Annotated in this window: 17 protein-coding genes and 2 pseudogenes; 7 read left to right on the top strand and 12 right to left on the bottom strand. The window is 50.8% G+C overall.

The window, feature by feature from the left end; all coding sequences use genetic code 11:
- The first annotated feature begins 90 nt into the window (after positions 1–90).
- The gene (locus tag ACO0LC_RS25385; protein ID WP_423008431.1) at positions 91–1,881 is read left to right on the top strand and encodes an acyl-CoA dehydrogenase; all 1,791 of its coding nucleotides are present in this window, start codon (positions 91–93) and stop codon (positions 1,879–1,881) included.
- A gap of 686 nt (positions 1,882–2,567) precedes the next feature.
- Here ACO0LC_RS25385 and ACO0LC_RS25380 read toward each other — a convergent pair.
- A complete protein-coding gene (locus ACO0LC_RS25380; protein WP_423008429.1) occupies positions 2,568–5,906 on the bottom strand; it encodes a S41 family peptidase in 3,339 nt (1,112 codons plus the stop codon).
- A 316-nt stretch (positions 5,907–6,222) separates the two neighbouring features.
- On the opposite strand from ACO0LC_RS25380, the gene ACO0LC_RS25375 reads away from it, so the two are divergent.
- Entirely contained in the window at positions 6,223–8,004 is a 1,782-nt protein-coding gene (locus tag ACO0LC_RS25375; RefSeq protein WP_423008427.1) for a glycoside hydrolase family 44 protein, read from the top strand.
- A 48-nt stretch (positions 8,005–8,052) separates the two neighbouring features.
- Here ACO0LC_RS25375 and ACO0LC_RS25370 read toward each other — a convergent pair whose 3' ends face one another.
- Positions 8,053–9,066 (bottom strand): NADP-dependent oxidoreductase, encoded by a 1,014-nt coding sequence (locus ACO0LC_RS25370; RefSeq protein ID WP_423008425.1) that lies wholly within the window; start codon positions 9,064–9,066, stop codon positions 8,053–8,055.
- Between the two features lie 157 nt (positions 9,067–9,223).
- Between ACO0LC_RS25370 and ACO0LC_RS25365 the strand changes: the two genes are divergently transcribed.
- Positions 9,224–10,117 carry a LysR family transcriptional regulator gene (locus ACO0LC_RS25365; RefSeq protein WP_423008423.1) on the top strand — a complete coding sequence of 298 codons (894 nt, stop codon included), beginning with the start codon at positions 9,224–9,226 and terminating at the stop codon, positions 10,115–10,117.
- On the opposite strand, the gene ACO0LC_RS25360 is transcribed toward ACO0LC_RS25365, so the two are convergent.
- The 3 genes from ACO0LC_RS25360 to ACO0LC_RS25350 form a co-directional block, all read right to left on the bottom strand.
- On the bottom strand, positions 10,100–12,130 hold the full coding sequence (locus ACO0LC_RS25360; protein ID WP_423008422.1) for an alpha/beta hydrolase family protein: 2,031 nt from the start codon (positions 12,128–12,130) through the stop codon (positions 10,100–10,102). The two genes, ACO0LC_RS25365 and ACO0LC_RS25360, sit on opposite strands and share 18 nt — an antisense overlap.
- Before the next feature lie 143 nt (positions 12,131–12,273).
- Positions 12,274–13,464: an acetylornithine transaminase gene (locus ACO0LC_RS25355; protein WP_423008420.1), complete on the bottom strand. Its 1,191-nt coding sequence runs from the start codon at positions 13,462–13,464 to the stop codon at positions 12,274–12,276.
- A gap of 378 nt (positions 13,465–13,842) precedes the next feature.
- Entirely contained in the window at positions 13,843–14,868 is a 1,026-nt protein-coding gene (locus ACO0LC_RS25350; RefSeq protein WP_423008418.1) for a CDP-6-deoxy-delta-3,4-glucoseen reductase, read from the bottom strand.
- A 12-nt stretch (positions 14,869–14,880) separates the two neighbouring features.
- On the opposite strand from ACO0LC_RS25350, the gene ACO0LC_RS25345 reads away from it, so the two are divergent.
- Complete coding sequence (locus ACO0LC_RS25345) at positions 14,881–15,777, top strand: SDR family oxidoreductase (protein ID WP_423008416.1); 897 nt, start codon at positions 14,881–14,883, stop codon at positions 15,775–15,777.
- Here the strand turns inward: ACO0LC_RS25345 and ACO0LC_RS25340 are convergent.
- The 5 genes and pseudogenes from ACO0LC_RS25340 to ACO0LC_RS25320 form a co-directional block, all read right to left on the bottom strand.
- Positions 15,723–16,226, bottom strand: a complete 504-nt coding sequence (locus tag ACO0LC_RS25340) for a sensor histidine kinase (RefSeq protein WP_423008475.1) — start codon at positions 16,224–16,226, stop codon at positions 15,723–15,725. The two genes, ACO0LC_RS25345 and ACO0LC_RS25340, sit on opposite strands and share 55 nt — an antisense overlap.
- A 15-nt stretch (positions 16,227–16,241) precedes the next feature.
- Positions 16,242–16,931 (bottom strand): annotated as a pseudogene (locus tag ACO0LC_RS25335) (PAS domain S-box protein); the annotation flags it as partial.
- 168 nt (positions 16,932–17,099) lie between these two features.
- Positions 17,100–18,392 (bottom strand): annotated as a pseudogene (locus tag ACO0LC_RS25330) (CHASE domain-containing protein); the annotation flags it as partial.
- Between the two features lie 68 nt (positions 18,393–18,460).
- Complete coding sequence (locus ACO0LC_RS25325) at positions 18,461–20,242, bottom strand: GspE/PulE family protein (RefSeq protein ID WP_423008414.1); 1,782 nt, start codon at positions 20,240–20,242, stop codon at positions 18,461–18,463.
- A 22-nt stretch (positions 20,243–20,264) separates the two neighbouring features.
- Complete coding sequence (locus tag ACO0LC_RS25320) at positions 20,265–21,083, bottom strand: spermidine synthase (protein WP_423008412.1); 819 nt, start codon at positions 21,081–21,083, stop codon at positions 20,265–20,267.
- A 244-nt stretch (positions 21,084–21,327) separates the two neighbouring features.
- Here ACO0LC_RS25320 and ACO0LC_RS25315 point away from each other — a divergent pair, with 244 nt between their 5' ends.
- Positions 21,328–22,263 carry a hypothetical protein gene (locus ACO0LC_RS25315; protein WP_423008410.1) on the top strand — a complete coding sequence of 312 codons (936 nt, stop codon included), beginning with the start codon at positions 21,328–21,330 and terminating at the stop codon, positions 22,261–22,263.
- 41 nt (positions 22,264–22,304) lie between these two features.
- Here ACO0LC_RS25315 and ACO0LC_RS25310 read toward each other — a convergent pair whose 3' ends face one another.
- Positions 22,305–22,811, bottom strand: a complete 507-nt coding sequence (locus ACO0LC_RS25310) for a DNA-deoxyinosine glycosylase (protein ID WP_423008408.1) — start codon at positions 22,809–22,811, stop codon at positions 22,305–22,307.
- Between the two features lie 138 nt (positions 22,812–22,949).
- On the opposite strand from ACO0LC_RS25310, the gene ACO0LC_RS25305 reads away from it, so the two are divergent.
- Together ACO0LC_RS25305 and ACO0LC_RS25300 are read left to right on the top strand one after the other, a co-directional pair.
- Positions 22,950–23,402 carry a glycine zipper 2TM domain-containing protein gene (locus tag ACO0LC_RS25305; RefSeq protein ID WP_423008406.1) on the top strand — a complete coding sequence of 151 codons (453 nt, stop codon included), beginning with the start codon at positions 22,950–22,952 and terminating at the stop codon, positions 23,400–23,402.
- A 206-nt stretch (positions 23,403–23,608) separates the two neighbouring features.
- Complete coding sequence (locus ACO0LC_RS25300) at positions 23,609–24,115, top strand: DUF3016 domain-containing protein (protein WP_423008404.1); 507 nt, start codon at positions 23,609–23,611, stop codon at positions 24,113–24,115.
- A gap of 76 nt (positions 24,116–24,191) precedes the next feature.
- Here the strand turns inward: ACO0LC_RS25300 and htpG are convergent, their stop codons facing one another.
- Entirely contained in the window at positions 24,192–26,099 is a 1,908-nt protein-coding gene (gene htpG / locus ACO0LC_RS25295) for a molecular chaperone HtpG (RefSeq protein ID WP_423008402.1), read from the bottom strand.
- Between the last annotated feature and the right edge of the window lie 44 nt (positions 26,100–26,143).

The following is a 26,143-nucleotide window of genomic DNA, read 5'->3' as shown; positions in this document are numbered from 1 at the left end:
GCGGCGGCCTGACGGGGCAGGTAAGCGGTTTATCGCATCATTCAAGCGATCTTCCTGACCTGCCCCTTTTTCTTTTTTTGGGATACAAAAATGAGCTATGTTGCCCCTGTCAAGGACATGTTGTTCCTCATCAACGAACTGGCCGGTCTGACGGAAGTCAATGCCTTGCCTGGTTGTGAAGATGCAACGGCAGAAACGGTAGAAGCCGTGCTGGAAGAAAACGCCAAGTTTGCCGGTGAAGTGGTGGCCCCTTTGAACTTCCCTGGTGACCAGGCACCGAGCTATTGGAAAGACGGCGAAGTTTTCACCAGCAAGGGCTTTAAAGATGCCTTCAAGATGTTTGGTGAAGCTGGCTGGCAGGGTGTGCAGCATCCGCAAGAATTTGGTGGCCAGGGCTTGCCCAAGCTGGTGGCAACGCCATGCATAGAAATGCTCAATGCAGCAAGCATCTCGTTTGCCCTGTGCCCATTGCTGACTGATGGCGCGATTGAAGCCCTGCTGACCGCAGGCAGCGACGAACAAAAAGCCATCTACCTGGAAAACCTGATTTCCGGCAAGTGGACAGGCACCATGAATTTGACCGAGCCGCAGGCCGGTTCTGATCTGGCGATGGTGCGCAGCCGTGCTGTGCCACAAGGTGACGGTACTTACAGAGTGTACGGCACCAAGATTTTCATTACCTATGGTGAACACGATATGGCAGAAAATATCGTCCACCTGGTGCTGGCACGTACACCTGATGCGCCGGAAGGCGTCAAAGGTATTTCTCTGTTCATCGTGCCCAAGTTTTTGGTCAATGCTGATGGCAGCCTGGGGGCACGCAATGACGCACACTGCGTATCGATAGAACATAAGCTGGGCATCAAGGCCAGCCCGACTGCGGTATTGCAATTTGGTGACAACGGTGGCGCGATAGGCACACTGGTTGGTGAAGAAAATCGTGGCCTCGAATACATGTTCATCATGATGAATGCAGCCCGCTTTGGCGTTGGCATGCAGGGCATAGGCGTGGCAGAACGCGCTTACCAAAAGGCCGTGCAATATGCCAAAGACCGCGTGCAGTCACGTGACCTGGCGGGTTCTGCCGGTCCGGTGTCCATCATCAATCACCCGGATGTGCGCCGCATGCTGATGTCCATGCGCGCCCAGACTGAGGGAGCGCGTGCGCTGGCCTATGTGGCTGCCGGTATCAGCGACTTTGCCCATCATCATGCAGATGCAGCGGTGCGCAAGGCCAACCAGGCCAAATATGAATACCTGGTGCCTATCGTCAAAGGCTGGTCGACAGAAATGTCGCTGGATGTCACATCGACTGGCGTACAGGTTCACGGCGGCATGGGCTTCATCGAAGAGACCGGTGCGGCACAACACTACCGCGATGCCAAGATTTTGACGATCTATGAAGGCACTACAGCCATACAGGCGAATGACCTGGTAGGCCGCAAGACTTCACGCGATGGCGGCGCTACTGCAAAAGCCTTTATCGCAGACATGCGTGCGACAGAAGCACAATTGACGGCTATCGGTTCTGTCGATATGCTGGCGATACAGCGCCAACTGGCAGCAGGTACTGCGGCGCTGGAAGACGTGGTTGATTATGTTGTCACCAACTTCAAGCAAGACATCAAGGGCGTGTTCGCTGGCAGCGTTTTGTATCTTAAATTGGCAGGTATCGTTTTTGGTGGCTGGCAAATGGCGCGTGCCGCCATCGTAGCCCAGCAAAAGCTGGATACAGGCGAGGGCGATGCAGCCTTCATGAAAGCCAAGATTGCGACTGCTCGTTATTTTGCTGACCACATCCTGTCTGCAGCACAAGGCTTGCGTTCAGCGATTGTGGATGGCAGTGCGGGTGTCATGGCTTTGACGGAAGATCAGTTCTGATTATTTCTGCTTGAACTCGGCTTCGTCTGAAAACCTCCCGCATGTTGCGGGAGGTTTTTTATTTTGAGGATGCCCTGATTCTAGGCATATTCCAGGCATATTTCAGGTAAACCTTAAAGAGCAGTGCTATATCTTGTCGATGTAGGAGCGGTTTTAGCTGCGAACACCTTGCCGTATCGGTTATTTTCTGTTGAGCAGGATATTCGCGGCTGAAGCCGCTCTTGCCAAATTCGCTATGCTCTCATTAAGTTCTATTTGTTATGCTGCGCTGACTTAAGTTGAGATTTTTAAATTTCAATTTAATCCTTGGTGTTGTGTGTGGCTCGCTCAGACATGGGCAGCAGCATTTGGATTGTTGGCTGTCCCTGCATTTTTGTTGTTTCGCGCCAGGTCTGCTGCCTGCTGGTAGTTCAGCTCAGCCTGTGCTTGCCGTGGCTTTTCTGTGAGTGTTTGTGGTAGGCCGTCACGCAGGCGATAGGTAGTCGCGACGGCAGAAGTCAGGGGAGATATTCGCCCGCGCAGTTGTCGCTACGCTGATAGAGGGGATAATCATGGCTAAGCTGCTTTCTGTAAGCCTGAATGTTCAGCCCGTGCGCGCTGGATTGCCGACGAAGTCCAAGATGGACTGTGATAAAAAAATCCCCACAGTGCATGGCTATGGGGATTTTCGCGAACCTGAGAACAAATTATTTCAGTGGCGGAATGACTTGCGGTACCAAGGGTTTTACAGGTTGCTCTCTGAGTTTTTTCTCCAGCAATTGTATGGCGGCTTCCAGTTGCTGGTCTTTGCCATTGAAAGTCGCATGCGGCAGATTGTCGACTTCGACGTCGGGTACAACGCCCACGCCTTCTACCAGCCAGCGGCCATCCATGCCGAATTGTGCATTTTCGGCTGCTCTGACCATGCCATTATCTGACAGGGAATTATTGTCTGACAGCCAGACACCGGCACCGGCAGTACGTTTGCCCACCAGTGGCCCCAGTTTCAGTGCCTTGATACCGGCAGCAAAGGTTTCACCATCGGAGTAAGTCAATTCATCAACCAGGACCACCAGGTGACCACGGAAAGTTTGCTGCATATTGGTGGCGGGCGTAGCGCCAGGTGAAGACCAGAATGCCCAGGCTTTGCGCAAGAGTTTTTCTATGATCCAGCTATCGATATTGCCACCGCGATTTCGACGTACGTCTATGATCAAACCATCGCGTTCTATATTGCTATAAAAGTCGCGTGCAAAACTATTGATGTCCTGGCTGCCCATGGCGCGCAAATGCAGATAACCTATACGGCCTTGCGTTTGCTTGCTGACTTGTTCGCTACGGCTTTGCTCCCAGTCGCTATAACGCAAATTGGCATGCTTCATCATATTGACAGGCGTGACGATGACGGCGCGGGCAGGCTGCTCACCACGCTTGACATGCATTAACACCTGCTTGTCGGCCTGATTGCTCAGCAAGTCGGAAATATCACGTGCTTCCAATACGGCCTGCCCATTGATAGCGGTGATAATGTCACCTTCCCTGATATCCAGGTCAGGCTGCGACAGTGGTGTGCGCTCGGAAGGTAGTTCTGCTTCGGTATGATAAATGTGATCGATGCGATAGCCCGCTGCAGTGCGGCTCAATACTGCACCCAGAGAGGCAGCCTGACCTTCCGGTGGGGCGCGGCGTATATCGCCTGGGCGGGTTTGTGAATGCAGGGTGCTGACTTCACTGGCCATCAAGCCCAAGACATCATTTAATTCAGCCCTGTCAGTGATGCGGTCGACCAAAGGGGCATATTTGCTGCGCACCTTGTTCCAGTCCACGCCGCGCATTTTTTCATCGAACAGATAATCCCTGTGCATGCGCCAGGCATCAGCATACATTTGCTGCCATTCGAGTTTGGGGCTGAGGGAGAAACTCCAGTCATTGATATTGACCTTGGCCTTGCTGACGTCGCCTGGCTGCTTGGCACCGGCTTCGACAACAAAGAATTCACTAGGTCCCATGCCAATTTGCTGGCTGTAAAACACATGCTTCTTGTTGGCTGACAAATCAAACTGGCGTATATTGCCAGCAAAGATTTCTGGCTGCGGGGAGGTCTTGCTGACGGCCAGAGTCTTCAGTGTAACTTTGCCATCCGTACCTTCTAACTCAGTGAAATACAGGCGCTTGTCGTCAATGGCGAGATCACGATAATTGCCATAAGCCAGTGGCACTTGATACAGGCGCTCTTCCAGGCCCGCATACTGTATCGCAGGCAGACCAGGCTTGACTGGTTTTTTGACTTCTTCAGTTTTTTCTGCAGTTTTATCCGTTGCTTTGTCGGCTGGCTTATCGGTTGCTTTGTCAGCAGGTTTATCAGTAGACTTATCTGCAGATTTATCCGTTGATTTGCTCAACTCATCATCCGGCTTGAATGGAAAGCGATTTCCGGCTTGCAGGGCCAGTGCATACACGCCGCTACGCTTTTCAAAATGCGGACCCATATTGCGGTCACCCCAGGGACCACGATTGCTGACCTGGAAATTGCGTTCAGAGTAGAAATATAGCCAGTGTCCATCCGGTGAAAACACGGGTGCATGGGAGTTGTAGCGGTCGCTGGTGACGAAATGCAATTGCTTGCTGTCGAGGGCATACAAACCTATTTGCGGTCTTTGTACTTTGGTGTTGGCCCTGACGATGGCAATGGTCTTGCTATCAGGTGACCAGATAACTTCGTCCTGTTTTTCGGCGCCTATCTTGCCTGCATCGTCGATGAGCTGATTGGTTTTGGTCGCCAGATCCAGCAACCACAGTCTGCCGCGCTTGTCGGTATGCGCCAGCCAATGGCCATCTGGGGAAGGGTAGATGTGGAAGCGATGCACGTCGCCATTACTGGTCAATACTTCTGGTTTGCCGACGCCATTGGCCGGGAATTTCCAGATTTCATTTTCACCTGTGGTATCGACGATGGCATACACGGATTTGTCATCATGCGAGAACACCGCTTCGCGGGCGCGGGCATTTTCAGGCACGGGCAAATCTATGCGTCTTTGCGGACCAGTGCTGGCAATCGTCAGGCGACCACGGGCAGTGAACAACAGGCGTTCTTCTTTGCCAGCGATTTCTACATTGCTCAGATAGTCCAGCGGGGTTTTGATCAGGCGTTTGCGCTGCTGGTCAAAATCAGATACCAGATCTATGCTCAGGGCCTGGTCTTTGGCATTGGCGATATCCAGTACATGCAAGTCTGCTCCTAATTGGTAGGCTATTTTGCCATCGCCCAGGCTGGCATTGCGTACTTCCCATTCCTTGTGCTGGGTCAGGACGCGGGCATCGCTGCCGTCGAGATTGGCGCTCCAGATATTGAAGGCACCATTGCGGTCACTGACGAAATAGAGCTTACCCTTCCACAGCATGGGGCGGCGGTTATTGCTTTTGTCGTCGGCAAATAATTGTGTGGCTTCAGTTTTTGCCTGCACATCGTAGCGCCAGACTTGTGCCGTGGTGCCACCGCGATACTGCTTGGCATTGTCATTGGTCATGTGCAAGCCAAAGCGGGTGAAATACAAATATTTACCACTATCATCAAGCACAGCCTCATTCGCGTCTGCTACCGGGAACACCCGGCGCATCAGGGTTTGCGGATGGATGGCAGCGACAATACGGTGCGATGCCGGGCCGGTGCTATTGAGGGTAGTGACCAATACTTCGCCGCTGGCAGTCCAGCCCAGCACGCCCACCTGGTCATTTTCAAAACTGATACGCTTGGGTACACCGCCTGTCATGGGCATGACATAGGCTTCCGTTGCTCCTTCATAGGCGGCGGAAAACGCCAGCCATTTGCCGTCCTGAGAGATGGCGGGCAAGACTTCTGCCGCCGGGTGGCTGGTCAGTCTTTGTGCCTGACCACCACTGCTTGCTACCTTCCATAAGTCGCCTTCGGCAGTGAACACCACCGCATCACCACGTATGCTGGGGAAGCGATAATAAGCAGGTGTTGCAAATGCTGAAGTCATCAGACTGGTCAGGCTCAATGCCAGGGCAAGTTTGGAAAGTCTCATTGTTAGTCTCGGAAGTTGGGATTGGAGTGTTTTTATTAATTACTTATTCAAAATTAAAAGCTTACTGCATTGGCTAGCAAACGATGACTATCAAGCCAAAGCCAGATAAGCATTGTCTGAAAAATAAGCTTTATACCTGCATTTGCAACATTCTGTAAGTGGCTTTTCATTTGTGCAGGGGAATTGCTTGCATCTGATGTTTTACGGTTACATTTGCTACTTATAGCTTCCTTGAATTGTTAAAAAATATGAAGTAATCTTGGCTCTGTATTTCCGCGTGGAAATTAATGACTTTCGAGCAGACCAGGAGTGCATCATGAGACAAGTCAGCTTGTGCAAAGTTCTTTTAATTCTGGGGATTTCTGCGGAAATTTCGACAACTTCAGCCCAGAACGTCACTTTTTCTATAGATACCCAGGCAGAGCGCAAGCCTATCAGCCCCTTGATTTATGGTTATAACGCCTACGCCGATGGCACTAATCGTGCCGGGTGGGCCAATCAGGGTGGGCAGGCCGCTTTGCAAAGCCTGAATTTGCGCTCGCGCCGTTTGGGCGGCAATAATATGACCAGTTATAACTGGGAAAACGGCGTCAGCAATTCGGGGAATGACTGGTGCAATTCTTCCAATGCCGGTGTCAGTGCGACCGCCGGTGCGGGCAACCCCAATTCCAGCAATGGCCTGGCCTACTATGCGCCTGGTGCTGCCCTGCAAAGTTTTCAGGATCAATCGCTGGCCCTGGGCGTCTATTCTTTGCTGCAATTACCTGCTGCGGGTAAATTACCGAAAGACATCGTCAATCTGAACCCACCCTCGACCTGCATGGGTTCACAGTTATGGCAAAGCACCGCCGGGCCATCCAATGTAGATACGGCGCGCTGGGTGAATATCGTCAATGACAAGCCGGCAACTGCTGGTGCATTGAGCCTGGCCCCAGGCTTGAATGATGGCGTTGTGTATATCGATGAGGAAATTAATTTCCTGGTCCAGAAATATGGTGCAGCTTCGTCTGCCCGCGGTGTCAAAGGCTATGAACTTGATAATGAACCTGACCTCTGGCATCACTGGACTACGCCCAGTGGCGAAAGTGGTACCCATGCCAATTTGTATCCAGTGCTGACTACGGTCACCGATGTCATACAAAAGAATATAGGTTTGGCCAAGACCATCAAGCGCATGGACGCCAGTGCCGAGACCTTTGGTCCTGCCATTAGTGGTTATCTGGGCTTGTTCAGCTTGTGGGCAGTGTGGGATGGTTCAGCCTCGCATCAGCCGGCAGACTGGGGGCAATACAATGTTGAGCCCTATTACAGCAATAATACCGGTGACCGTTATCGTTACAACGGCATGGCCATGGCAAATGCCTATCTGGCAAAAATGAAGCAGGCTTCGCAAAGTGCTGGCCGCCGTTTGCTGGATGTGTTTTCTTTCCATTACTATCCGCAAGCTTCTTACAATGCCACTGACCGGGTACAGGCTGCCCGCAGTCTGTGGGATGCCAGCTATGTAGAGCCTAGCTGGATTACCCAGAATGGCAATGGTTTTACCGATGGCCGTGGCTTGCAAATGCTGCCCAAACTGCAGCAATCCGTCAATGATTTTTACCCCGGCACCAAGCTGGCGGTGACGGAATATGATTTTGGTGGCAAGAGCGATATTACCGGTGCCATTGCCCAGGCCGATGCCCTCGGGGTTTTTGGCAAGCAAGGCGTTTATCTGGCGACGTATTTTGGTGATGCAGAACAATTCATTACATCTGGTTTTAAAATTTACACCAATTATGACGGCAACAAATCCATGTTTCCGGCGACTTCAGTCAAGGCTGTCGCCAGCAATAATGGCAATGCTGCCGTGTATGCAGCGATTGATACCAGTGACGCTAATGTCGTCCATGTGATTGCCATTAACCGCCAGGCCAGCAATGTGACGAGCAGTTTCCAGATCAGCCACCCTGTGAATCTCAAATATGCCCAGGTCTGGGGAGTCAGCGGCAGCAATACGGCTATTACGGCCAGGACAGGCTTGAGCAGTATTACGCAAAACAAGTTCAGCTATACCTTGCCTGCGCGTTCTGTCCTTCATTTCGTCTTGAAACCTTGAAATGAAAAATATAGCCACCAGCAGACCGGTGGCTATTTCTTGCCAAACTCAAGCCTTGGTGACTTTCAGGATGAGCTTGCCATTGTTTTCACCTGTGAACAGTTTTTGGAAAGTATCAGGGAAATTTTCCAGACCTTCGACGATATCTTCGCGGCTTTTCAATTTACCAGACATGATCCAACCACCCATGACCATGGCAGCTTCCATGGCGCGTGGGTAAAAGTCAGACACCATGACACCCTTCATCGTCGCGCGCTTGACCATCAGGTTCAGGTAATTCGATGGGCCTTTGATAGGCATAGTGTTGTTGTACTGAGAGATTGCGCCGCAGATGACTACGCGGGCACCAAAAGCCAGTTGCGCCAGGGCTGCATCCAGTATGTCACCACCGACATTGTCGAAATACACATCGATACCTTTGGGGCAATGCTGTTTCAGGGCGGCGCTGACATCTTCGCTCTTGTAGTCGATGGCTGCATCAAAGCCCAGTTCTTCTGTCAGGTAGCGGACTTTGTCTGCACCACCGGCAATACCGACAACACGTGCACCCTTGATCTTGGCAATCTGGCCGACTATTGTGCCAACAGCACCCGCTGCGCCGGATATCACGACCGTATCACCTTCCTTGGGTTGGCCGACTTCCAGCAAACCAAAATAGGCGGTCATGCCTGGCATGCCCAGAGTGCTCAGGTACATCGGCAAAGGGGCCAGTTTAGGGTCAACCTTGTTGATGCCATTGCCATCAGAGTAGGCATATTCCTGCACGCCCAGCATGCCGCTGACATGGTCGCCGACTGCAAACTTGGGATTATTTGATTCAACTATCTCACCAACGGCCAGGGCACGCATGACTTCACCTATTGCTACTGGGGGCATGTAGGAATTTTTGTTGTCATTCATCCAGCCACGCATGGCAGGGTCCAGGGAAATAAACAAGTTCTTGATCAAGACTTCGCCGGTTTGCAAATCACGCAATTGCTCGCTAACGTGATTGAAGTCGCTGGCCTTGACGCTGCCTTGTGGGCGGGCTGCAAGTTTGAATTGATAGTTGGTGGTGTTCATGGTTTTTCCTTGTCGGCTTAGGTGGATTTTTTTTACTTTGTGAGGCAGCGAAGCGCTGACCATGAAGAGCAGTATAGGCAGGATATTGTTGCTTGATAAGCTGGGTATATTGCATAATATTGTTGCTTAAAACGCGACAATGAGGGAGTAATATCTTATGCTGAATCCACAACACCTGGCCGTATTTGCCACCATCATCCGCGCTGGCAGTATCAGCAAGGCAGCCATACAGCTGGGGTGTGGCAAGTCTTTATTATCGCGGCAATTGGCGAAACTAGAGGAAGACCTGGGGGCTCGCCTGATACAGCGTTCTACCCGCAAGCTGACCCTGACCGAGATAGGTGAACAAGTCTTGCATGAGGCTCAGCGCATTGATACGGCATTGGCCAATATAGAACAAATGGCGGGCCAGCACCAGCAAGAAGTCAAAGGGCGCTTGCGCGTCACCTGCCCCATGCCCGCCGTCTCCAGGCTGGTGCCTGTCATGACGGAGTTTTGTCAGCGTTATCCACAAATTGATTTTGCCCTACAAGTCGAAGACCGCCTGGTGGATTTGATCGCCGAGCAGATTGATGTCGCCATCCGTGTCGCCCACCTGGATGACTCCAACCTCATCGCCCGCAAATTGGTAGATAGTCAGCGCATACTGTGCGCATCACCTGCCTATCTGGCCAGAGCCGGACATCCTGTCGTGGCAGAGGATATGGCACAACATGCCTGCCTGCTGTACATCTACGCAGGCCGCGCCAATGATGAGTGGACTTTGCTACAGGATGGCGAAGTGAAAAAAGTCAGAGTGAGCAGCCACTTTCAGTCAAATAATGGCCTTGCCCTGGTGGCTGCCGCTTGCTCAGGCGCAGGTATTTTACTGATCGATAAACTGATCGTCAGCAAGCACTTGCAAAGTGGGGAGTTGGTTGCTGTGCTGGACAATTACCAATTGCCCAGCGGCTCGCCAGTCTATGCAGTGTATCCAGCACGTGACTGGCTGGCATTGAAGACGGCCACTTTCGTGGCCTTTTTGCAGGAGAGATTATTTACTGGTGCTTGATGTTGCTGATGTTGCCAGCGATTCGCCTTTGCCTATATTTTTCTCAAGGAATTTCTCTACCCGACCCCAAAAATCGATATTGTTTTTGAGCAGGTAGAAACCATGGCCTTCTTCTGGATATTCTACCCATTCAACATGGGCATTTTTTTCTTTGATGGCTTTATAGAACTTGGTGCCATGATCGATAGGGACGCGATGATCACGCTTGCCATAAGCCATCAATAAAGGACGTGTCAGCTTATCGGTATTTTGCAAAGGCGAGGTGGCGTTTAACTGAGCAGCATCCTTGACCTGGTCACCAATTAACACTGGCATGCCATACCATTTCCATTCGTCTGAAAAATCACTCCAGTGTATGTCGTACAGGAGGTTGATGTCGGTCACGCCCACCCATTCTATGCCACAGCGGAAGATATCCGGATCTTTGATCAGGCCCATCAAGGTGGCATAACCACCATAGCTGGCACCAGCAATACAGACACGCTTGGGATCAACATAACCTTGGGTGATTGCCCATTTGGCAGCATCGGCAACATCGTCCTGCATGGCCAGGCCCCATTGCTTGATACCGGCACGGAAGTGTTTTGCACCATACCCCGTGCTGCCACGATAATCTGGTTCTATGACGGCATAACCGCGTGAGGCCAGGAATTGTGCTTGCGAATTCCAGCTCCAGTGATTGCCGCGCAGGTAAGGGCCGCCATGCACCAGCACCACGGCCGGCAAGTTCTTGCCGGTGCTGTTTGGTGGCAGCGTCAGGTTCACCGGTATCGGCAGGCCATCGCGAGCTGTGTAGCTCAGCATTTGTTTTTCAGCCATTTGCTCAGGTTTGATCTCAGGCTTGCTGACGCCCAGGCGCACCAGTTTTTTTGTATTGAAATCAAACAGCTGCCATATGCCTGGTGCAATATCTGAATACGAGTGAATCAGGGCGATATTGGTTTTCAGGTCTGAAGGAAAATGCAGGGAGTTGTGAGTGTCTGGCAAAAGCGCATCAATCTGCTTTTGTTTCTCAGCCATGGATTCGTCAAACCATAGGGTCGCTGGTCTGCTCATCTCGTAACGCAGGCCCAATACTTTCTTCTGTGGGCCGTTATAGATCAACTGGCCGGAAAAATCATAGCCTTTCAATGAAATGACAGGGTCTGGATCAAGCTGATTCTTTTCCAGATCAAAGCGATACAAAGAACTCAGGTCCTTGCCATTGTTGGCGCGCACATATAAATCACCTTCTGGGCTGAAAAACACAGGCGCGATCCTGTCGTCAGATGTCCAGTTGGATGTGGCCAGTTTGCGCCAGACATTTGTCTTGGGGTCTTTATAGTTGATGACAGATTTGTCTTCTTCTATCGTAACTGCGATACGGGCAACGCCAGCTTTGTCTATCAGCCATGATTCGACCTTGCCAGGGCGTGGAATCAGTTCTGTATTGCCAGTCAAGGTATTGAGTCTATACAAATCATGTACATTGGAACCTGCTTCTACAGCTTGCGTGACATAGATGTCGGGTGAGCTGGAACCATGAGCAATGTCCAGATAATGGGTATACCAGGGTAATTCATTGCCCTCCACCTTGGTACCCGTACCGGTAAATTGATGCGTGACGAGACGTATGCGCTTGCTACGGTCTTTGTTGACTGCGTACAAGCCATGGCCAAAAAAATGCTGAACTTCCTTGTACTGCATATCTGTTAAGTCATATACCAGACGTTCATTATTAATCCAGTGGAAAGTCCTGACATCTTTGTCTTCATAATTGGCAATAATTTCAGGACGTAGCTTGCCCACTTCCAGCACTGCCAAGACCATGCGGCCATTGGCTCCCTTGATGATCATGGCAATATTTTTGCCATCAGGCGAAAGACGGGCATCGCTAAACTGGGATTCCTTGAAAAAACTGGCAATTGGGATAGGTTCAACTGCCGCATGCGAAGCGGGGGCATGAAGCAAAAACATGCTGCTGAAAACACCGAAGGCAAACTTGCAGGCGAGAGGCTTGTAAAAGTTGTTCATACACGCTTTCATTGCTGGAATGGAATTGTGGATTATATACATATTAAAAAATGTTAAACATGCTCTATGGACAATATTTTTGTCGAAAAAAAGCCTGCATGACGCGCACCATGCAGGCTTTTTTAGATTGTAGAGGATGGAACTTAGTTCTTTACTTGCTGTATGACAGTACGCAACATGCTGATCAATTGATCAATTTCTTCCTTGGTCACATTCAGTGCCGGCATAAAGCGCAGCAAGTCAGGGCGAGGGGAGTTTATCAGCAGACCCACTGGCTCCATATCACGGGCAACTTCCACCAGCTTGCCACCGATATTCTCACCGAGCTTCAGTGCGCGCAGCAGGCCAAAGCCACGCTCGCCTTGCATGCCAAATTCTTCTGATAGTTGTTCCAGTTGCTGGCTCAGGTATTCTGCCTTTTCCTGAACCGATGCCAGGAAGCCTGGTTTGGTCAATTCCTTGAATACGGCGATACCAACAGCAGCCATCAAAGGCGCACCATTGTAAGTACCACCCTGGTCACCAGGAACAAAGCAGGCTACTTCTTCACGACATAGCAAGGCACCCAGCGGTACGCCACCGCCTATACCCTTGGCCAGGGTCATGATGTCTGGTTCTATGTTCGACAATTGATAGCCAAACAATTCACCAGTACGGCCCATGCCTGTCTGCACTTCATCAACGATGAGTAGCAGGCCATGTTTCTTGGTCAACTCACGCAGGGCTTGCATGAATTCAGGGCTGGCAGGGATGACGCCGCCTTCGCCTTGTACCGGTTCCAGCATGACGCCGACAGTTTTGTCGGTGATCAGTTTTTCTACTGAAGCGATATCGTTCAAATCTGCCTTGGGGAATCCGCTGACTTGCGGCGCGAATATCGTATCCCAGCCTGGTTTGCCGGAGGCTGACATCATCGCCAGCGTGCGGCCATGGAAACCATGGTCAAAGGTAATGATTTCAAAGGCGCCATTCTTGTTCAACTGACCCCATTTGCGTGCCAGCTTGACTGCGCCTTCGTTGGCTTCTGCGCCGCTATTGGTGAAAAACACGCGGTCAAAGCAAGAGTTCTTGGTCAGCAGATCGGCAAACTCCACCATAGGAGCATTGTAGAAAGCCGGGGAAGGGTTTAGCAATTTTTTCGATTGGCTGACCAGGGCTTCATGAATCACGTCCGGGCAATGACCCAGGCAATTAACTGCCCAGCCTTGCAGATAGTCCAGATATCGCTTGCCTTTGTGATCAGTCAAGTACATGCCCTTGCCTTCAACGAACACAAGTTCGGGGCGTGGGGTGATGTACATCAGGGAATTTACGTTGTACTGACTGAATTCCATTTCAAGACTCCTAAGGTCGTTACAGTGGGTGGGTAGACAAAAATTCAAGTAAATAGGGCTTACGCAAAATTGCCCCAGCAAGGCGCCAGCGACGACGACAGTACTTTAGTACGGCGAGGAGCTGCAACGCAGCTGGGGCGGTTTTGCGTAAGTCCTAATAAAAAAAGCCACAGGGCGGAACCTGTGGCTGGATATTCGTGGTGCAGCTTTTACGCGCACGCTCACTCCTACATCGGCCCAGGCTCGCTAAGCGAGTTGCGACGTCGTGCAATATTTGGTGAGGACATGTCTGTAAAAATTTTCATAAAACGGATAGTAGGACTTTTTGCGCACTGCGTCAAAATAAATTTTGGCGCTGGCGCAAAAAGTTTATCGCTATTAATTTGCCAGGTCAGCCTCAGAAGTAAACGAATCTGCATAGAACTCGTCTACAGGCAACTGGCACTGTGCCGTAAAGTCGCGCCTGGCTGAATCGACGACGATAGGGGCTCCGCAGGCATACACTTGATGGCCCGACAAGTCGGCATAGTCCGCTAAGACTGCCTGGTGTACAAAACCACTGCGGCCAGTCCAGCCATCTTCAGGCAAGGCGTCAGAAACGACAGGGATATAGTTAAAACCTGGTATTTGTTTTTCCCATTCCTTGCACAAGGAATGCATATACAGGTCAGCAGGGCGGCGGCCGCCCCAGTACAGGCTGACTGGTCGCTTGGACTCAATGTGTATCAGATGTTCTACCAGTGCCTTGACAGGGGCAAAGCCAGTACCTGAAGCCAGCAGGATAATTGGCTTTTCACTACCTTCACGCAGGAAGAAAGTGCCTTGCGGACCTTCAAAGCGCAGGATGTCACGTTCTTTCAGGGTAGAAAATACCTGGTCAGTGAACACACCGCCCGGCATATGGCGTACATGCAAAGTGATATGCTCGTCCAGATGAGGGGCATTTGCCATGCTATAGCTGCGGCGCTTGCCATCCCTGAGCAGGAATTCTATGTATTGGCCAGCGCGGTATTGCAGACGCTCATTGGCAGGCAATTGCAGGGCGATGAGCATGACATCGTGTGAGAGTTTTTCCAGTTTTGCAATGCGGCTAGGCATTTTCTTGACTGGGTAATCACCATCGGCGACGATTTCACGGGCTTCTATAGTCAGGTCTGACTGTGGCTTGGCACAGCAGAACAGGGACATGCCCTGGGTTTCTTCCAGCTCAGTCAGGGCGCGTTGCTGGTGTGGGCCATGCTGCACGGATCCACTGGCTATCTTGCCCTTGCAAGAACCACATGCACCATTTTTGCATCCGTATGGCAAGATGACGCCTGCGCGTAAAGCCGCCGACAATACGGTTTCATCTTCTTCACAGCTAAATTGACGGCCACTGGGGGTGACGCTTACTTGAAAAGTCATACTATCCTGAACATGAATAAACAGTTTAAACAAATTGGCAAGCCACGCTTGCTTATCATAGGTTGTGGCGACGTAGGCATGCGCCTGCTTCCTTTGTTGCGCCCGCATTTCCGCATCTTCGCTCTGACCAGCCAGACTGGCCGCTGCGCAGAACTGCGTGCAGCTGGTGCCACGCCCTTGCTGGGAAACCTGGATCAGCCCGATACCCTGGCCCGCCTCAAAGGTCTGGCAGACCGGGTTGTCCATCTGGCACCACCGCCTTCAGAAGGCAAGTGCGACAGGCGCACACAAAATTTGACCGCCATTTTACCTGACAAGAGCCGTCTTGTTTATGTCAGTACTACTGGTGTCTATGGCGACTGTGCCGGGGTTTCTTTTGATGAGACCAGGACAGTCAGGCCACAAAACGCCCGTGCCCAGCGCCGCGTGGCAGCAGAAAGCTGCCTGCGTAGCTGGGCCAGGCGCAGCCATTCTCGCCTGTCCATCTTGCGTGTGCCGGGTATTTACGCCGCTGACCGCCTGCCGCTGGAACGCTTGCACAAGGGCACACCAGCACTGACGGAGGCGGATGATGTGTACACCAATCACATCCATGCAGATGATCTGGCGCAATTGATCAAACTGGCCTTGTTCCGGGCCTTGCCCAACCGGGTGTATCACGCTGTCGATGACAGTGATATGAAGATGGCGGCTTATTTTGATCTGGTGGCCGATGCTTTTTCCTTGCCCCGGCCCCCACGCTTGCCGCGTGCTGAACTGGCGCAGCAGGTCAGCCCGGTCTTGCTATCTTTCATGTCAGAATCCAGGCGCATGCAAAACCAGCGCATCAAACTGGAGCTGGGGATGCGGCTGCGCTATGCCGCCGTCAGTGACGGGCTGAGGGTAGCGGCGACGGGCAAGGTGATATAGAAGCAAGATCCCAGGTTTTCTGTGCTGATAAAACCGATTTGCCCGCCCATTTTTTCTATCATGGTTTTACTCAGGCTCAGGCCCAGCCCGGTGCCTGCGTATTTGCGGGCAGCCTTGGCATCTTCCTGGGTGAATTTCTGGAAGATGCTGCTCTTGAATTCTTCTGAAATGCCTATGCCATAGTCTTGCACTTCCACTCTGACCTGTTCATCAATCATGCTGACACGCACATCGACCTGACCATGGGGGCGCGAGAACTTGATGGCATTTGATAACAGGTTGGATAAGACTTGTACAAAGCGCTGGGCATCCACCCTGACCTGGATGGTATTGTCCACGGGCGATTCATAGCAGATTTCTATGTCAAAACTTTGTGCATATCCTTCGTTCGACTGTAAGGTGCTGTCTATCAGATATGCCAGTGGCAAGGTATCGAAATGAAATTGCATGCTGCCATATTCGAGTTTTTCAAAGTCCAGCAAATCATTGATCAGTGTGGTCAGGCGCCTGGCGTTGTCATTCGCCATGACCAGCATGGAATGGGCTTTTTCTGGTATCTCACCTGCCACACCACCCACCAGTAAACCTAGTACGCCGCGTATCGACGTCAGCGGGGTGCGCAATTCATGTGAAACGGCAGAGACAAATTCGGTCTTGAGCTTTTCTACCCGTTTTTTCTCGGATAAATCATGCAAAATGATGACATGCAAGACTTGTATGCCCATGCGCACGCGGGTGATCGCCAGTTCTACCGGCACCTCATGCCCGTCTCTTTGCTTTGCCACTAACTCTTGACGCTCGCTTTTACCTGCCACTTCGTACTGGGTCTCATGCTGGCTGTTATGTAAATGCCGAGATAAAAATTGTCGCGATACCTGGTCAGGAAACAGGCTGAGCATATCCCGGCCACGCAGGCGGCCATGTTCATATTTCAGCAATACCTCGGCCGAACGATTGGCAGATTCTATGATGCCGTTTTCATCGGTGGTGAGTATGCCTTCAGCCGCATTGTCGAGTATAGTGCGCAGGCGCTCTTCGCTATTGTGCAATTCGGCTGTTCTTTGCGCTACCAGGCTTTCTATGCCAAAGGTATGGGCTGTTGCAACCAGCAGGTAGGCACCCAGTAAGCCTGTGAACAGCAGACCACCTATCATGGTGATCCAGGTGATCCAGGCAATATGGCTACGCCAGTATTCTGAAGATGGTTGTGCTTGCAGGGCATACTGTCTGCCACCAAAATTGATGGTGGACTGGAACAGATGGCCAGGATTCAAGCCATTGATTTCATCGATGAATATCCCCTTTTTTCCAGGATAAGATAAATCATAGAACTTGATGCGCACACTACGCATGTCTTCGTTGGAGAGCACGCCTCTGACCAGATCGGCTATCCTGATCATGCTCACCGCGACGCCGGAAAAAGCAGCCTTCCTTTGCGCCATATTTTCTTGCGGTTTGCCGTTTTCGTAGACGGGAGCGAACAGCAATACATGTAACTGCTCCCGGCCATCGGTGTCATTGGAAATCAGCGGGTCAGTCACGGTGAGGTTGCCACTGTCACGTGCATCTTCTATGGCTATCCTGCGTGCCGTTGTCGAGCCCATGTCAAAACCAAACATCTGGTGATTATCAAAAAAAGGCTCGATATAGCGCACAGGATAATAATCGTCCCTGGTACGGACCTCGGCAAGATGATGTAGTTCATTCATTTCCTGTATCTGGAAATTGGCAAAGCCTTCACGCAGCACAGAAATCTCGAAACTTGCACGCTGTTGATGGTCTATCCTGGGCACCCAGGATAAAAAAGAAATCGCTTTTTGCTGTTGCAGGGTATGACTGATGAACGTGGCAAAATCACTGCGACTGACTTGCACAGAGCTGGCGTAAAAGCGCTCGATGTTGTGCATGATTTCCGAATGACTATCAAGTTTGTTTTGCAGGTTCTGGCCCACCCGTTCTGCCTTCAGGCGAAATTCCAGCTGCAATTTTTGTTCTTCGCGGTAGCGGGTGAAGGTAAATGCCGTGATTACCAGCATCAGGCAAATCAGCAGGGGCACCATGACACTCCAGCGCCTGGCATTCCAGATTTCACGTGGTTTGCCATAAATCACCATGACGATGGGGGCGATAGTCAGTACACCAAAGGTGTCGCCTATCCACCAGCCTATCCAGTTATTGAAAAAATCCTGCCAGGGAATGATGTCCAGCGCGACCAGGGCAGTGACGCTGATGCTGGCATTAACCAGACAGGCAATCACACCGCCGTAGATAAAAAACCGGAAAATTGCCTTGTCTGAATCCAGCGCCAGATTATCCTGCAATTTTTTCAGTATCATCTGGGTGCCGGCAAATGCCTGTAATGAGGCACCGGCAGCAACAATGGTCGAGGCAATCAAGGCACTGGTATTGATGCTGCCAAAAATATCCAGGTTGATCAAGAGGTTGGCGACAAAGGCACCCAGGGCAACGCCGGGCAAAAGACGCAAGCCGCCAGTCAGTACCATGCCCAGTGCCACGCCGGCAGAAGGGTAGATCGCGATAGAGTAACCCGGCGGTATGGCCAGTAACAGGGAAAGCCGGCCTAGCACTGCATACACAATGGCAAGCACCAGCATTTGCCATATGAGTTGCAGCGTATCACTTTCCCGTGTTGGATGCATCCTCGTCTGCCCTGAAGACTTTGCTAGATCAGTGATGAAGTGACTTTTAATACCTCATCTGCCGTGGTAACACCTTCGATGATCTTATATGCGCCAGCAATGCGCAAGGGTTTCATGTCATCCTTGATGCTTTGTGTTCTCAATGCATGGATATCGGCATTTTCTGTAATCATTTTGCTGAAAGGCAGGGTGACTGTCAGTAATTCATACAAGCCAGTACGTCCCATGAAGCCAGTCTGGCGGCATTCTGGGCAGCCTACAGGTTTATAGATTTTCTCGGGTTTGCTGATACCCCAGCCTTCTGTCAGCGTATCCCATACGGCATCTTGCAATTCACCTTCTGGCGATTTGCAATGGATGCACAGCGTCCTGACCAGGCGTTGGGCCAGGATGCCGATGATGGTTGCCTCCAGTAAATAATAGGGAACACCCAGCTCCAGAAGACGCATGATGGCGGAAGGCGCATCATTGGTATGCAGGGTGGATAGCACCAGATGGCCCGTCAGCGCGGCTTGTATGGCCATTTCGGCGGTCGGTAAATCGCGTATCTCACCCACCATGATGATGTCAGGATCCTGACGCATGAGGGCGCGTATGCCATCGGCAAAACTCAGGTCTATGGAAGACTGTACCTGCATCTGGTTGAAGGAACCTTCCACCATCTCGATAGGGTCTTCTACAGTACAGACATTCACGTCCGGCGTTGCCAGGGCCTTCAGGGTGGTGTACAGGGTCGTGGTTTTACCAGAACCGGTAGGCCCGGTGACCAGGATGATGCCATGCGGCTTGCTGGTCAGATGATCCCAGCGCTTGGCATCATTGAGGGGGAAACCCAGTTCCGGCAGGGTTTTGACGACCACTTCAGGATCAAAAATACGCATGACCATTTTTTCGCCGAACACGGTCGGCAATGTAGACAGACGCAATTCCACTTCCTGGCCATCGCTGGTGCGGGTCTTGATACGACCGTCTTGTGGGCGGCGTTTCTCTATGACGTCCATACGACCCAGTAATTTGATACGGGCCGTCATGGCGATCATGATGGTGGCAGGCACCTGGTACACTTGATGCAGGACGCCATCGATACGGAAACGGATGACGGAAATATCGCGCTTGGGTTCGAGATGGATGTCCGAAGCGCGCTGGTCAAAGGCAAACTGCCACAGCCAGTCAACAATATTGACGATGTGCTGGTCATTGGCATCAACCTGCTTGTTGGTCTTGCCTATCTCAATGAGCTGTTCAAAGTTTTGCCGCAGATTGGCGTCGTTTTTATTCGCCTTGCGCGCATCCTTGATGGATTTTGCCAGGGAGAAAAACTGCACGATGTACTGTGAAATTTCCAGCGGGTTCGCCAGCACCAGGCGAATTTCCTTACGACTGAATTTTAGTATTTCATCTTGCCATTCGGTATTGAAGGGCTCAGTCGTTGCAACAACTACGGTATTGCCGCTTGATTCTACCGGCAGGATATTGAAGCGTGTTGCATAGGATGCCGACATGACATCCGAGACGCTGGTGAAATCGATTTTCAAAGGGTCGATGCGATAAAAAGGCATATTGACTTTGCCAGCGGCCCATTCTGTCAGCCAGTCCAGCGTCAGCGAAATATGTGGAGCAAGGGCTGAGTGCAATTTGGCTTGTGCTACTGCAGTCAGTGGGTGCATGCTGGTCGGGCCGTTCTTGAGCAGGCCCTGGGTCGCGTGGAACTGGGTCTTGGCATCTTCCTTGAGGATAATGCCATCGGCCATCAACCAGGTAAAAATTTGTTGCAGGTTCAGGCTGCGGTGTGCGGGTTTATTCATGTCTTAGGGCCGTTTCCATTATTTATTGGGGATCACAAGCTGCTTTCAGCCCGTTGACCCAGGATTTTGCTGGCAACTTGGTGTTTGTTTTGATCTGATCTGCTTTTTCATACAAGGCAGGGAAATCCAAGACGGGTTTTTGCTTGAAAGCCAGCGCGACCACATTGCCATCATGGACTTCGGGCAGGCATAGCACGGTATCAAAGGCAAAGCGCATGGCTTTCAGATTGCGGGCATAGCTGGGATGGTCACCAAACAGATTGACCGTCAGGATGCCATCGTCCTTGAGGCAGTTTGCGCAGGCTTGATAAAATTCTGCACTGTCAAGCACCGGGCCCTTTGCGGTTGCATCATACAAGTCCACCTGCATGGCATCAATATGGCCGTGATTATTGGTATCGAGGACGAAATCCATGGCATCCATTTCCAGCACATGTAGACGCTCATCATTGGCAGGCAGTTTAAACATGCTCTCGCAAATGGCGATGACCGAGGGATTGAGTTCTACCGCAGTCACTTGCGCCTCGGCAAACTGGCGATAGCAGAATTTGCTCAACGCACCGGTGCCCAGGCCCAGTTGCACCAGATGGACAGGTGTATCGATGAACAACATCCATGCCATCATCTGTTGAGCGTATTCCAGCTCTATGGCGTCGGGTTTGCGCAGGCGCATGGCACCTTGTACCCATTCAGTGCCGAAATGCAAAAAGCGCACACCATCCATTTCAGACAGGGTGACAGGAGCGAACTTGGGTTTGCGATTAGCTGACTTGCTGGCAGCCGCTTTAGGGCCGGAGCGGTGGTTAGCCTCGGCTTCTATGGATTTTCGTTTGATTAGCATGCGCTTATTTTAACCCTCATTGTACTTGTAACATGCAAATTTACATCATCCATGACTACTGCAATAAGTTTTCCTGGGGAAATTTTGACAAATTACAGGGTTTATCATCTTCATGTGCGGGGCTGATGGAGAATTGAGTCGGAGAAACTCAGCATTTGCTTGCCATAAGAGTAAAAGTGGAGGGCTTGGGGTAAAATTCCGTGGGTATTATATTATTGTTAAATTATTTACTTTTTATCTATCAATGAAATATAAAAAAGCTGTCATTTTAATGAGCCTGTCCTTGGCTTTTCTGACTTTGCTGGGATTCTCAGCTTACTTCCTGTTTAACCGGACACCTGCGGATGCAGCCAAACCTGAAGTCTTCAATGCTGATACAGCGATGCTGGCTATTTTTGGTGCTTATAATCAAAAACAACAAGGTGTGCTGTTGCCTGAAAAAAACACCATGCAATGGGATATCAAGCAGGCAGATACCCTGGCGACCCCCTTGCTGGTAGCGACCTATACTGAAGCGGGCAAAAACAAGGGAGTGCTGGTGATACAGCGCCAGCAAATCCTGGATGGTGTAGTTGAAGTGAGCCATGCCACCAGTGCCATGATCTCGGTCTATGTATTTACCTATGATGGCAAACAATGGGTATTTGAAAAAGGGAAAAAAGAAGTGACGGCAGCGGGTGCACATGGTGAAGCGCCCGGTGGCAGCCTGATACGATTGGGACAAGACAAATATGGCCTGCTGTTCGAGGGAGGGGATGTGCACCAGGGCTACACCAATGACTATGCCTTTATCATTTCCTTAAGTGATGTCAAACTGCTCAAGGTGCTGGACTTGAGCATGGGTGAAAGCAATAGCGGTACTTGTACAGATGTCGTCGAAGAGCAGGAAGGAATGATGCAGGCATGCTGGGAAAGTGCCAGTAAACTCAGTTTCTTGCAGAATGGCACAGACGAATACTTCACTCTCAAATTAAGCACTACCAGCAATAAGCCTGATGAAGACAGCGGCAAACTTGCCGGGAAAAAGCAGGACGAGTATTTTGTACATACTGCGAGTGGGTATAAGCCCAGCAAGAACCAGGGCCAAAAGACCGCCAGGCCAGTGCCAGAGGCGGTGGTCAGGCAGGCGGGGGAAACGCAAAAACTGGCAGTATCCATCCCGAATATGCAAAGAAAGTAAGGCAAGAAATAAAAGTGGCAAACGCCGAAGTGCAGGAATTATTATTCTGAATTTACCGCTTGTAATTCATGTTGCCAATCCTGCAGTTTTTCTGCAAAACTGCGCATGGCATAAGCAGGCGACGAAGAGGGGAGTATGGCCGTTATATAGCCACGCTCCTTGAAGTAGGTGGCCATTTTGCCCGCAGTCTGGCCATTGAAACAAAGTTTGCGCAAATTCGGATACATGGCTTGCAGGCTGCTGAAATCATTCAGCTTACCATCCCGGATTGCTGAATCCAGGCTACCTGTACGTGCACAGGAGTGGAATACATCCCATAGACCTATGCCATGCGCCAGCAGGGCTTGCAGGCGCTGTTCATACTCCAGTTTGACCAGATCGCTGCCCAGCGAGGCAGAAACCAGGCGCCAGAACTGGTTTTGCTTATATGCATAATATTGCGTGGCGTCGAGTGAGGCCACGCCAGGGAAACTACCCAGTATCAGGGTATGTGTCTGGGCATTGATGACGGGAGGAAAGCCTTGCAGTAAATTAGAGGTTTGATCCATGAATAAATCTGTATATGCCAAGTCTGGCCGGTTTGCGGGCGGGCAAGAATTTGCGCAATCTGTCAACGCTTTTGTCTGACCAAGCGTTAAGCAGGGATCATTATCTTTGCCGGTATCGAGCCGGACCAGGAGCCTATCTTGAAACGCCTACTTATTTTACTTGCTATTGCAAGTCTCAGTGGCTGCGCAGTCACCTCACATAATTCTGGCAGTGTGTATAGCGCAAGACAAGCGCAAAACGAGCAGAGTGTGCGCATGGCTTATGTTGAGTCTGTGCGGGAAGTCATCATAGACAGGGGACAAAGTGGCGTTGGTACGGCAACCGGCGCTGCTCTCGGTGGCCTGGCAGCCGGCTCTGCCATAGGCAAGGGCAATGGCTCGGTTGCTGCAGCCATCGTTGGTGCTGTTGCGGGTGGTATCATCGGTCAGAGCATAGAAAGAGATGCGACCCATGTGCGCGGATTGGAAATTACCGTCAGGCTTGATAATGGTGAGTTGCGTGCCATCACTCAGGAAGCTGATGAAGCTTTTCAACTGGGGGAGCGGGTACGTTTGCTGTCAAATGGCAGGACCACCAGGGTGACGCATTAAGTTGGATGAAGTCTGATAAACTATGTGACAAAAATCAGCAGCAAAAACGACCAGCTTGTCTGGTCGTTTTTGCGTATATGCACTATTCTTTAATGACATCAGTATGCTCTGGTCTGTGTGTATCTGCTACGCAGTTTAGGGTGAGAAGGGAGGCTTCTTTTATCTATTCCTTCATCCAGCTTTGTTGTTTGCCTCAGGAGGCCCCAATGAAAAAGATTTGTAGCTTAGTATTGCTGGCCGCTGCCATGTCACCCCTGGCACACGCCGGTGAAGTGAAAGTCGCCTGGCAAGAACCGGAAAAATTTACGGATATCCGTCCCAGCAATGAATCCAAACCTGATTTCCAGGCGCGCGTGATCAAGGAGTTTGATCAGATGTTTGCTGATCTGGCGAAAAAACTGCCAGATGGTTATCAATGGGATGTGACGGTCACAGATATCGATCTGGCTGGTGACGTGCGTCCTTTCTTTCACCATACGATGAATGATGTCCGTGTCATCAAGGATTTGTACTGGCCACGCATGAGTTTTAATTTTGATTTAAAGGATGCGGAGGGGAAAAGCGTAGCTTCGGGTAAAGAAGACATCAAGGATATGGGGTTTCTTATGCGCCTGGGTATTGCCAGTGGTCACACCAATTTTCAATATGAAGAACAGATGCTGTATGACTGGTTTAAAAAACAGCAGAGGGACAAGGTTTTCCCTACACGCTGAATTGACCCGGACATGAAAAAAACGGACTCATTGCTGAGTCCGTTTTTTCTTTCATCAGGTATAAATTAGGCTGAATTTACTTGCTCAGCAACATCTCATTGAGACGTTTTACAAAAGCACTAGGGTCACTCAAATTACCACCTTCAGCCAGCAAGGCTTGATCAAACAGCAGGTGTGACCAGTCGTCGAACTTATTGACTTCATACTTGAGTTTCTGTACCAAAGGATGCTCAGGATTAACTTCCAGTATAGGCTTGGATTCTGGTGCCGCCTGGCCTGCCGCTTTGAGCATGCGTGCCAGGTTGCCTGACAAATCATGCTCATCTGCGACCAGACAAGCTGGTGAATCAGTCAGGCGGAAAGTCACGCGTACATCCTTGGCTTTATCGGCCAGGGCGGTTTTCATTTTCTCGACCAGGTCTTTGAACTCGGTCTGGGTCTCTTCATGCTGTTTCTTTTCTGCTTCATCTTCCAGTTGGCCCAGGTCCAGGCCACCTTTGGCGACGGAGGCCAGTTCCTTGCCTTCGAAATCATTCAGGAAGGACAACATCCATTCATCGACGCGGTCAGTCAGCAGCAGGACTTCTACACCTTTCTTGCGGAAAATTTCCAGGTGTGGGCTGTTCTTGGCAGTTGCATAGCTTTCTGCTGTTACATAGTAAATCTTGTCCTGGCCTTCTTTGGCGCGGCTCAGGTAATCTGCCAGCGAGACATTTTGTGCATCGCTGTCATTGTGGGTAGAGGCAAAACGCAGCAGCTTGGCAATGCGGTCTTTGTTGGCGCTGTCTTCGCCCACGCCTTCTTTCAGGACCTGGCCAAATTCTTTCCAGAAAGTTGCGTACTTGTCTTTCTTGGCTTGTGCTTCGTCGCCATCGGCATTGGCCAGGTCTTCCAGCATGCCCAGTACACGCTTGGTCGAGCCTTCGCGGATAGCTTTGATGTCGCGGCTTTCCTGCAGGATTTCGCGTGAGACATTCAAAGGCAGGTCATTGGAGTCTATGACACCCTTGACGAAGCGCAGATAGACTGGCATCAGTTGTTCTGCATCATCCATGATGAATACGCGTTTGACGTACAGTTTGATGCCACCACGTTTATTGCGGTCCCACATATCAAATGGTGCGCGTGCCGGGATATACAGCAATTGGGTATATTCGCTGCGACCTTCTACACGGTTATGGGTATGCGTCAGCGGTGCAGTGTAATCATGCGAGACATGCTTGTAGAACTCATCATATTGCTCAGGCGTGACCTCAGACTTGCTGCGTGCCCACAAGGCACTGGCCTGGTTGATGGTTTCCAGCTCATCTTTCAAGACTTGTTCTTTTTTCTCTTCATCCCATTCTTCTTTCTGCATCTTGATAGGCAGGGAGATATGGTCGGAATAAGTACGGATGACGGATTTGAGCTTCCATGCTGACAAGAACTCGTCTTCACCTTCACGCAAATGCAGGGTGATGCTGGTGCCACGGCCTTCTTTGACGATATCTTCTACGCTAAAGTCACCTGCGCCTTCAGATTCCCAGCGTACAGCCTGGTCTGCTGGCAGGCCGGCGCGACGGGTTTCTACAGTGATGCGGTCGGCAACGATAAAGCCGGAGTAAAAACCAACGCCAAACTGACCTATCATGGCGGCGTCTTTTTGCTGGTCGCCCGACAATTTGCCGAAAAATTCTTTAGTCCCGGATTTGGCGATCGTACCCAGATGCTCAATGGCATCAGCCTTGCTCATTCCTATGCCATTGTCGGCGATGGTAATGGTACGTGCTTCTTTATTGAAACTGACCTGGATTTGCAGTTCAGGATCGTTTTCAAACAGGCTGGCGTCATTGATCGCTTCAAAGCGTAGTTTATCGGATGCATCAGACGCATTCGAGATCAGTTCGCGCAAAAAGATTTCCTTGTTTGAATACAAGGAGTGGATCATCAACTGCAAGAGTTGTTTGACTTCGGCCTGAAAGCCCAGGGTTTGTTTTTCTGACATGGTTTCCCTCAAAGATTTCAATAGAGTTTCATTGGTATAGGTGG

The organism is Undibacterium sp. JH2W, from assembly GCF_049340425.1.
Lineage (GTDB): Bacteria > Pseudomonadota > Gammaproteobacteria > Burkholderiales > Burkholderiaceae_D > Undibacterium.
Note: the sequence above shows the minus strand (reverse complement) of the source record. Positions and strands in the feature narration are given on the sequence as shown.

Coding starts and splice junctions, on each gene's coding strand:
- ACO0LC_RS25310 (WP_423008408.1), bottom strand. CDS start 22,811: ATGGATCAAACCTCTAATTTACTGCAAGGCTTTCCTCCCGTCATCAAT.
- ACO0LC_RS25325 (WP_423008414.1), bottom strand. CDS start 20,242: ATGAATAAACCCGCACACCGCAGCCTGAACCTGCAACAAATTTTTACC.
- htpG (WP_423008402.1), bottom strand. CDS start 26,099: ATGTCAGAAAAACAAACCCTGGGCTTTCAGGCCGAAGTCAAACAACTC.
- ACO0LC_RS25340 (WP_423008475.1), bottom strand. CDS start 16,226: ATGCAATTTCATTTCGATACCTTGCCACTGGCATATCTGATAGACAGC.
- ACO0LC_RS25350 (WP_423008418.1), bottom strand. CDS start 14,868: ATGACTTTTCAAGTAAGCGTCACCCCCAGTGGCCGTCAATTTAGCTGT.
- ACO0LC_RS25370 (WP_423008425.1), bottom strand. CDS start 9,066: ATGAACACCACCAACTATCAATTCAAACTTGCAGCCCGCCCACAAGGC.
- ACO0LC_RS25365 (WP_423008423.1), top strand. CDS start 9,224: ATGCTGAATCCACAACACCTGGCCGTATTTGCCACCATCATCCGCGCT.
- ACO0LC_RS25320 (WP_423008412.1), bottom strand. CDS start 21,083: ATGCTAATCAAACGAAAATCCATAGAAGCCGAGGCTAACCACCGCTCC.
- ACO0LC_RS25375 (WP_423008427.1), top strand. CDS start 6,223: ATGAGACAAGTCAGCTTGTGCAAAGTTCTTTTAATTCTGGGGATTTCT.
- ACO0LC_RS25385 (WP_423008431.1), top strand. CDS start 91: ATGAGCTATGTTGCCCCTGTCAAGGACATGTTGTTCCTCATCAACGAA.
- ACO0LC_RS25300 (WP_423008404.1), top strand. CDS start 23,609: ATGAAAAAGATTTGTAGCTTAGTATTGCTGGCCGCTGCCATGTCACCC.
- ACO0LC_RS25345 (WP_423008416.1), top strand. CDS start 14,881: ATGAATAAACAGTTTAAACAAATTGGCAAGCCACGCTTGCTTATCATA.
- ACO0LC_RS25355 (WP_423008420.1), bottom strand. CDS start 13,464: ATGGAATTCAGTCAGTACAACGTAAATTCCCTGATGTACATCACCCCA.
- ACO0LC_RS25360 (WP_423008422.1), bottom strand. CDS start 12,130: ATGAACAACTTTTACAAGCCTCTCGCCTGCAAGTTTGCCTTCGGTGTT.
- ACO0LC_RS25315 (WP_423008410.1), top strand. CDS start 21,328: ATGAAATATAAAAAAGCTGTCATTTTAATGAGCCTGTCCTTGGCTTTT.
- ACO0LC_RS25380 (WP_423008429.1), bottom strand. CDS start 5,906: ATGAGACTTTCCAAACTTGCCCTGGCATTGAGCCTGACCAGTCTGATG.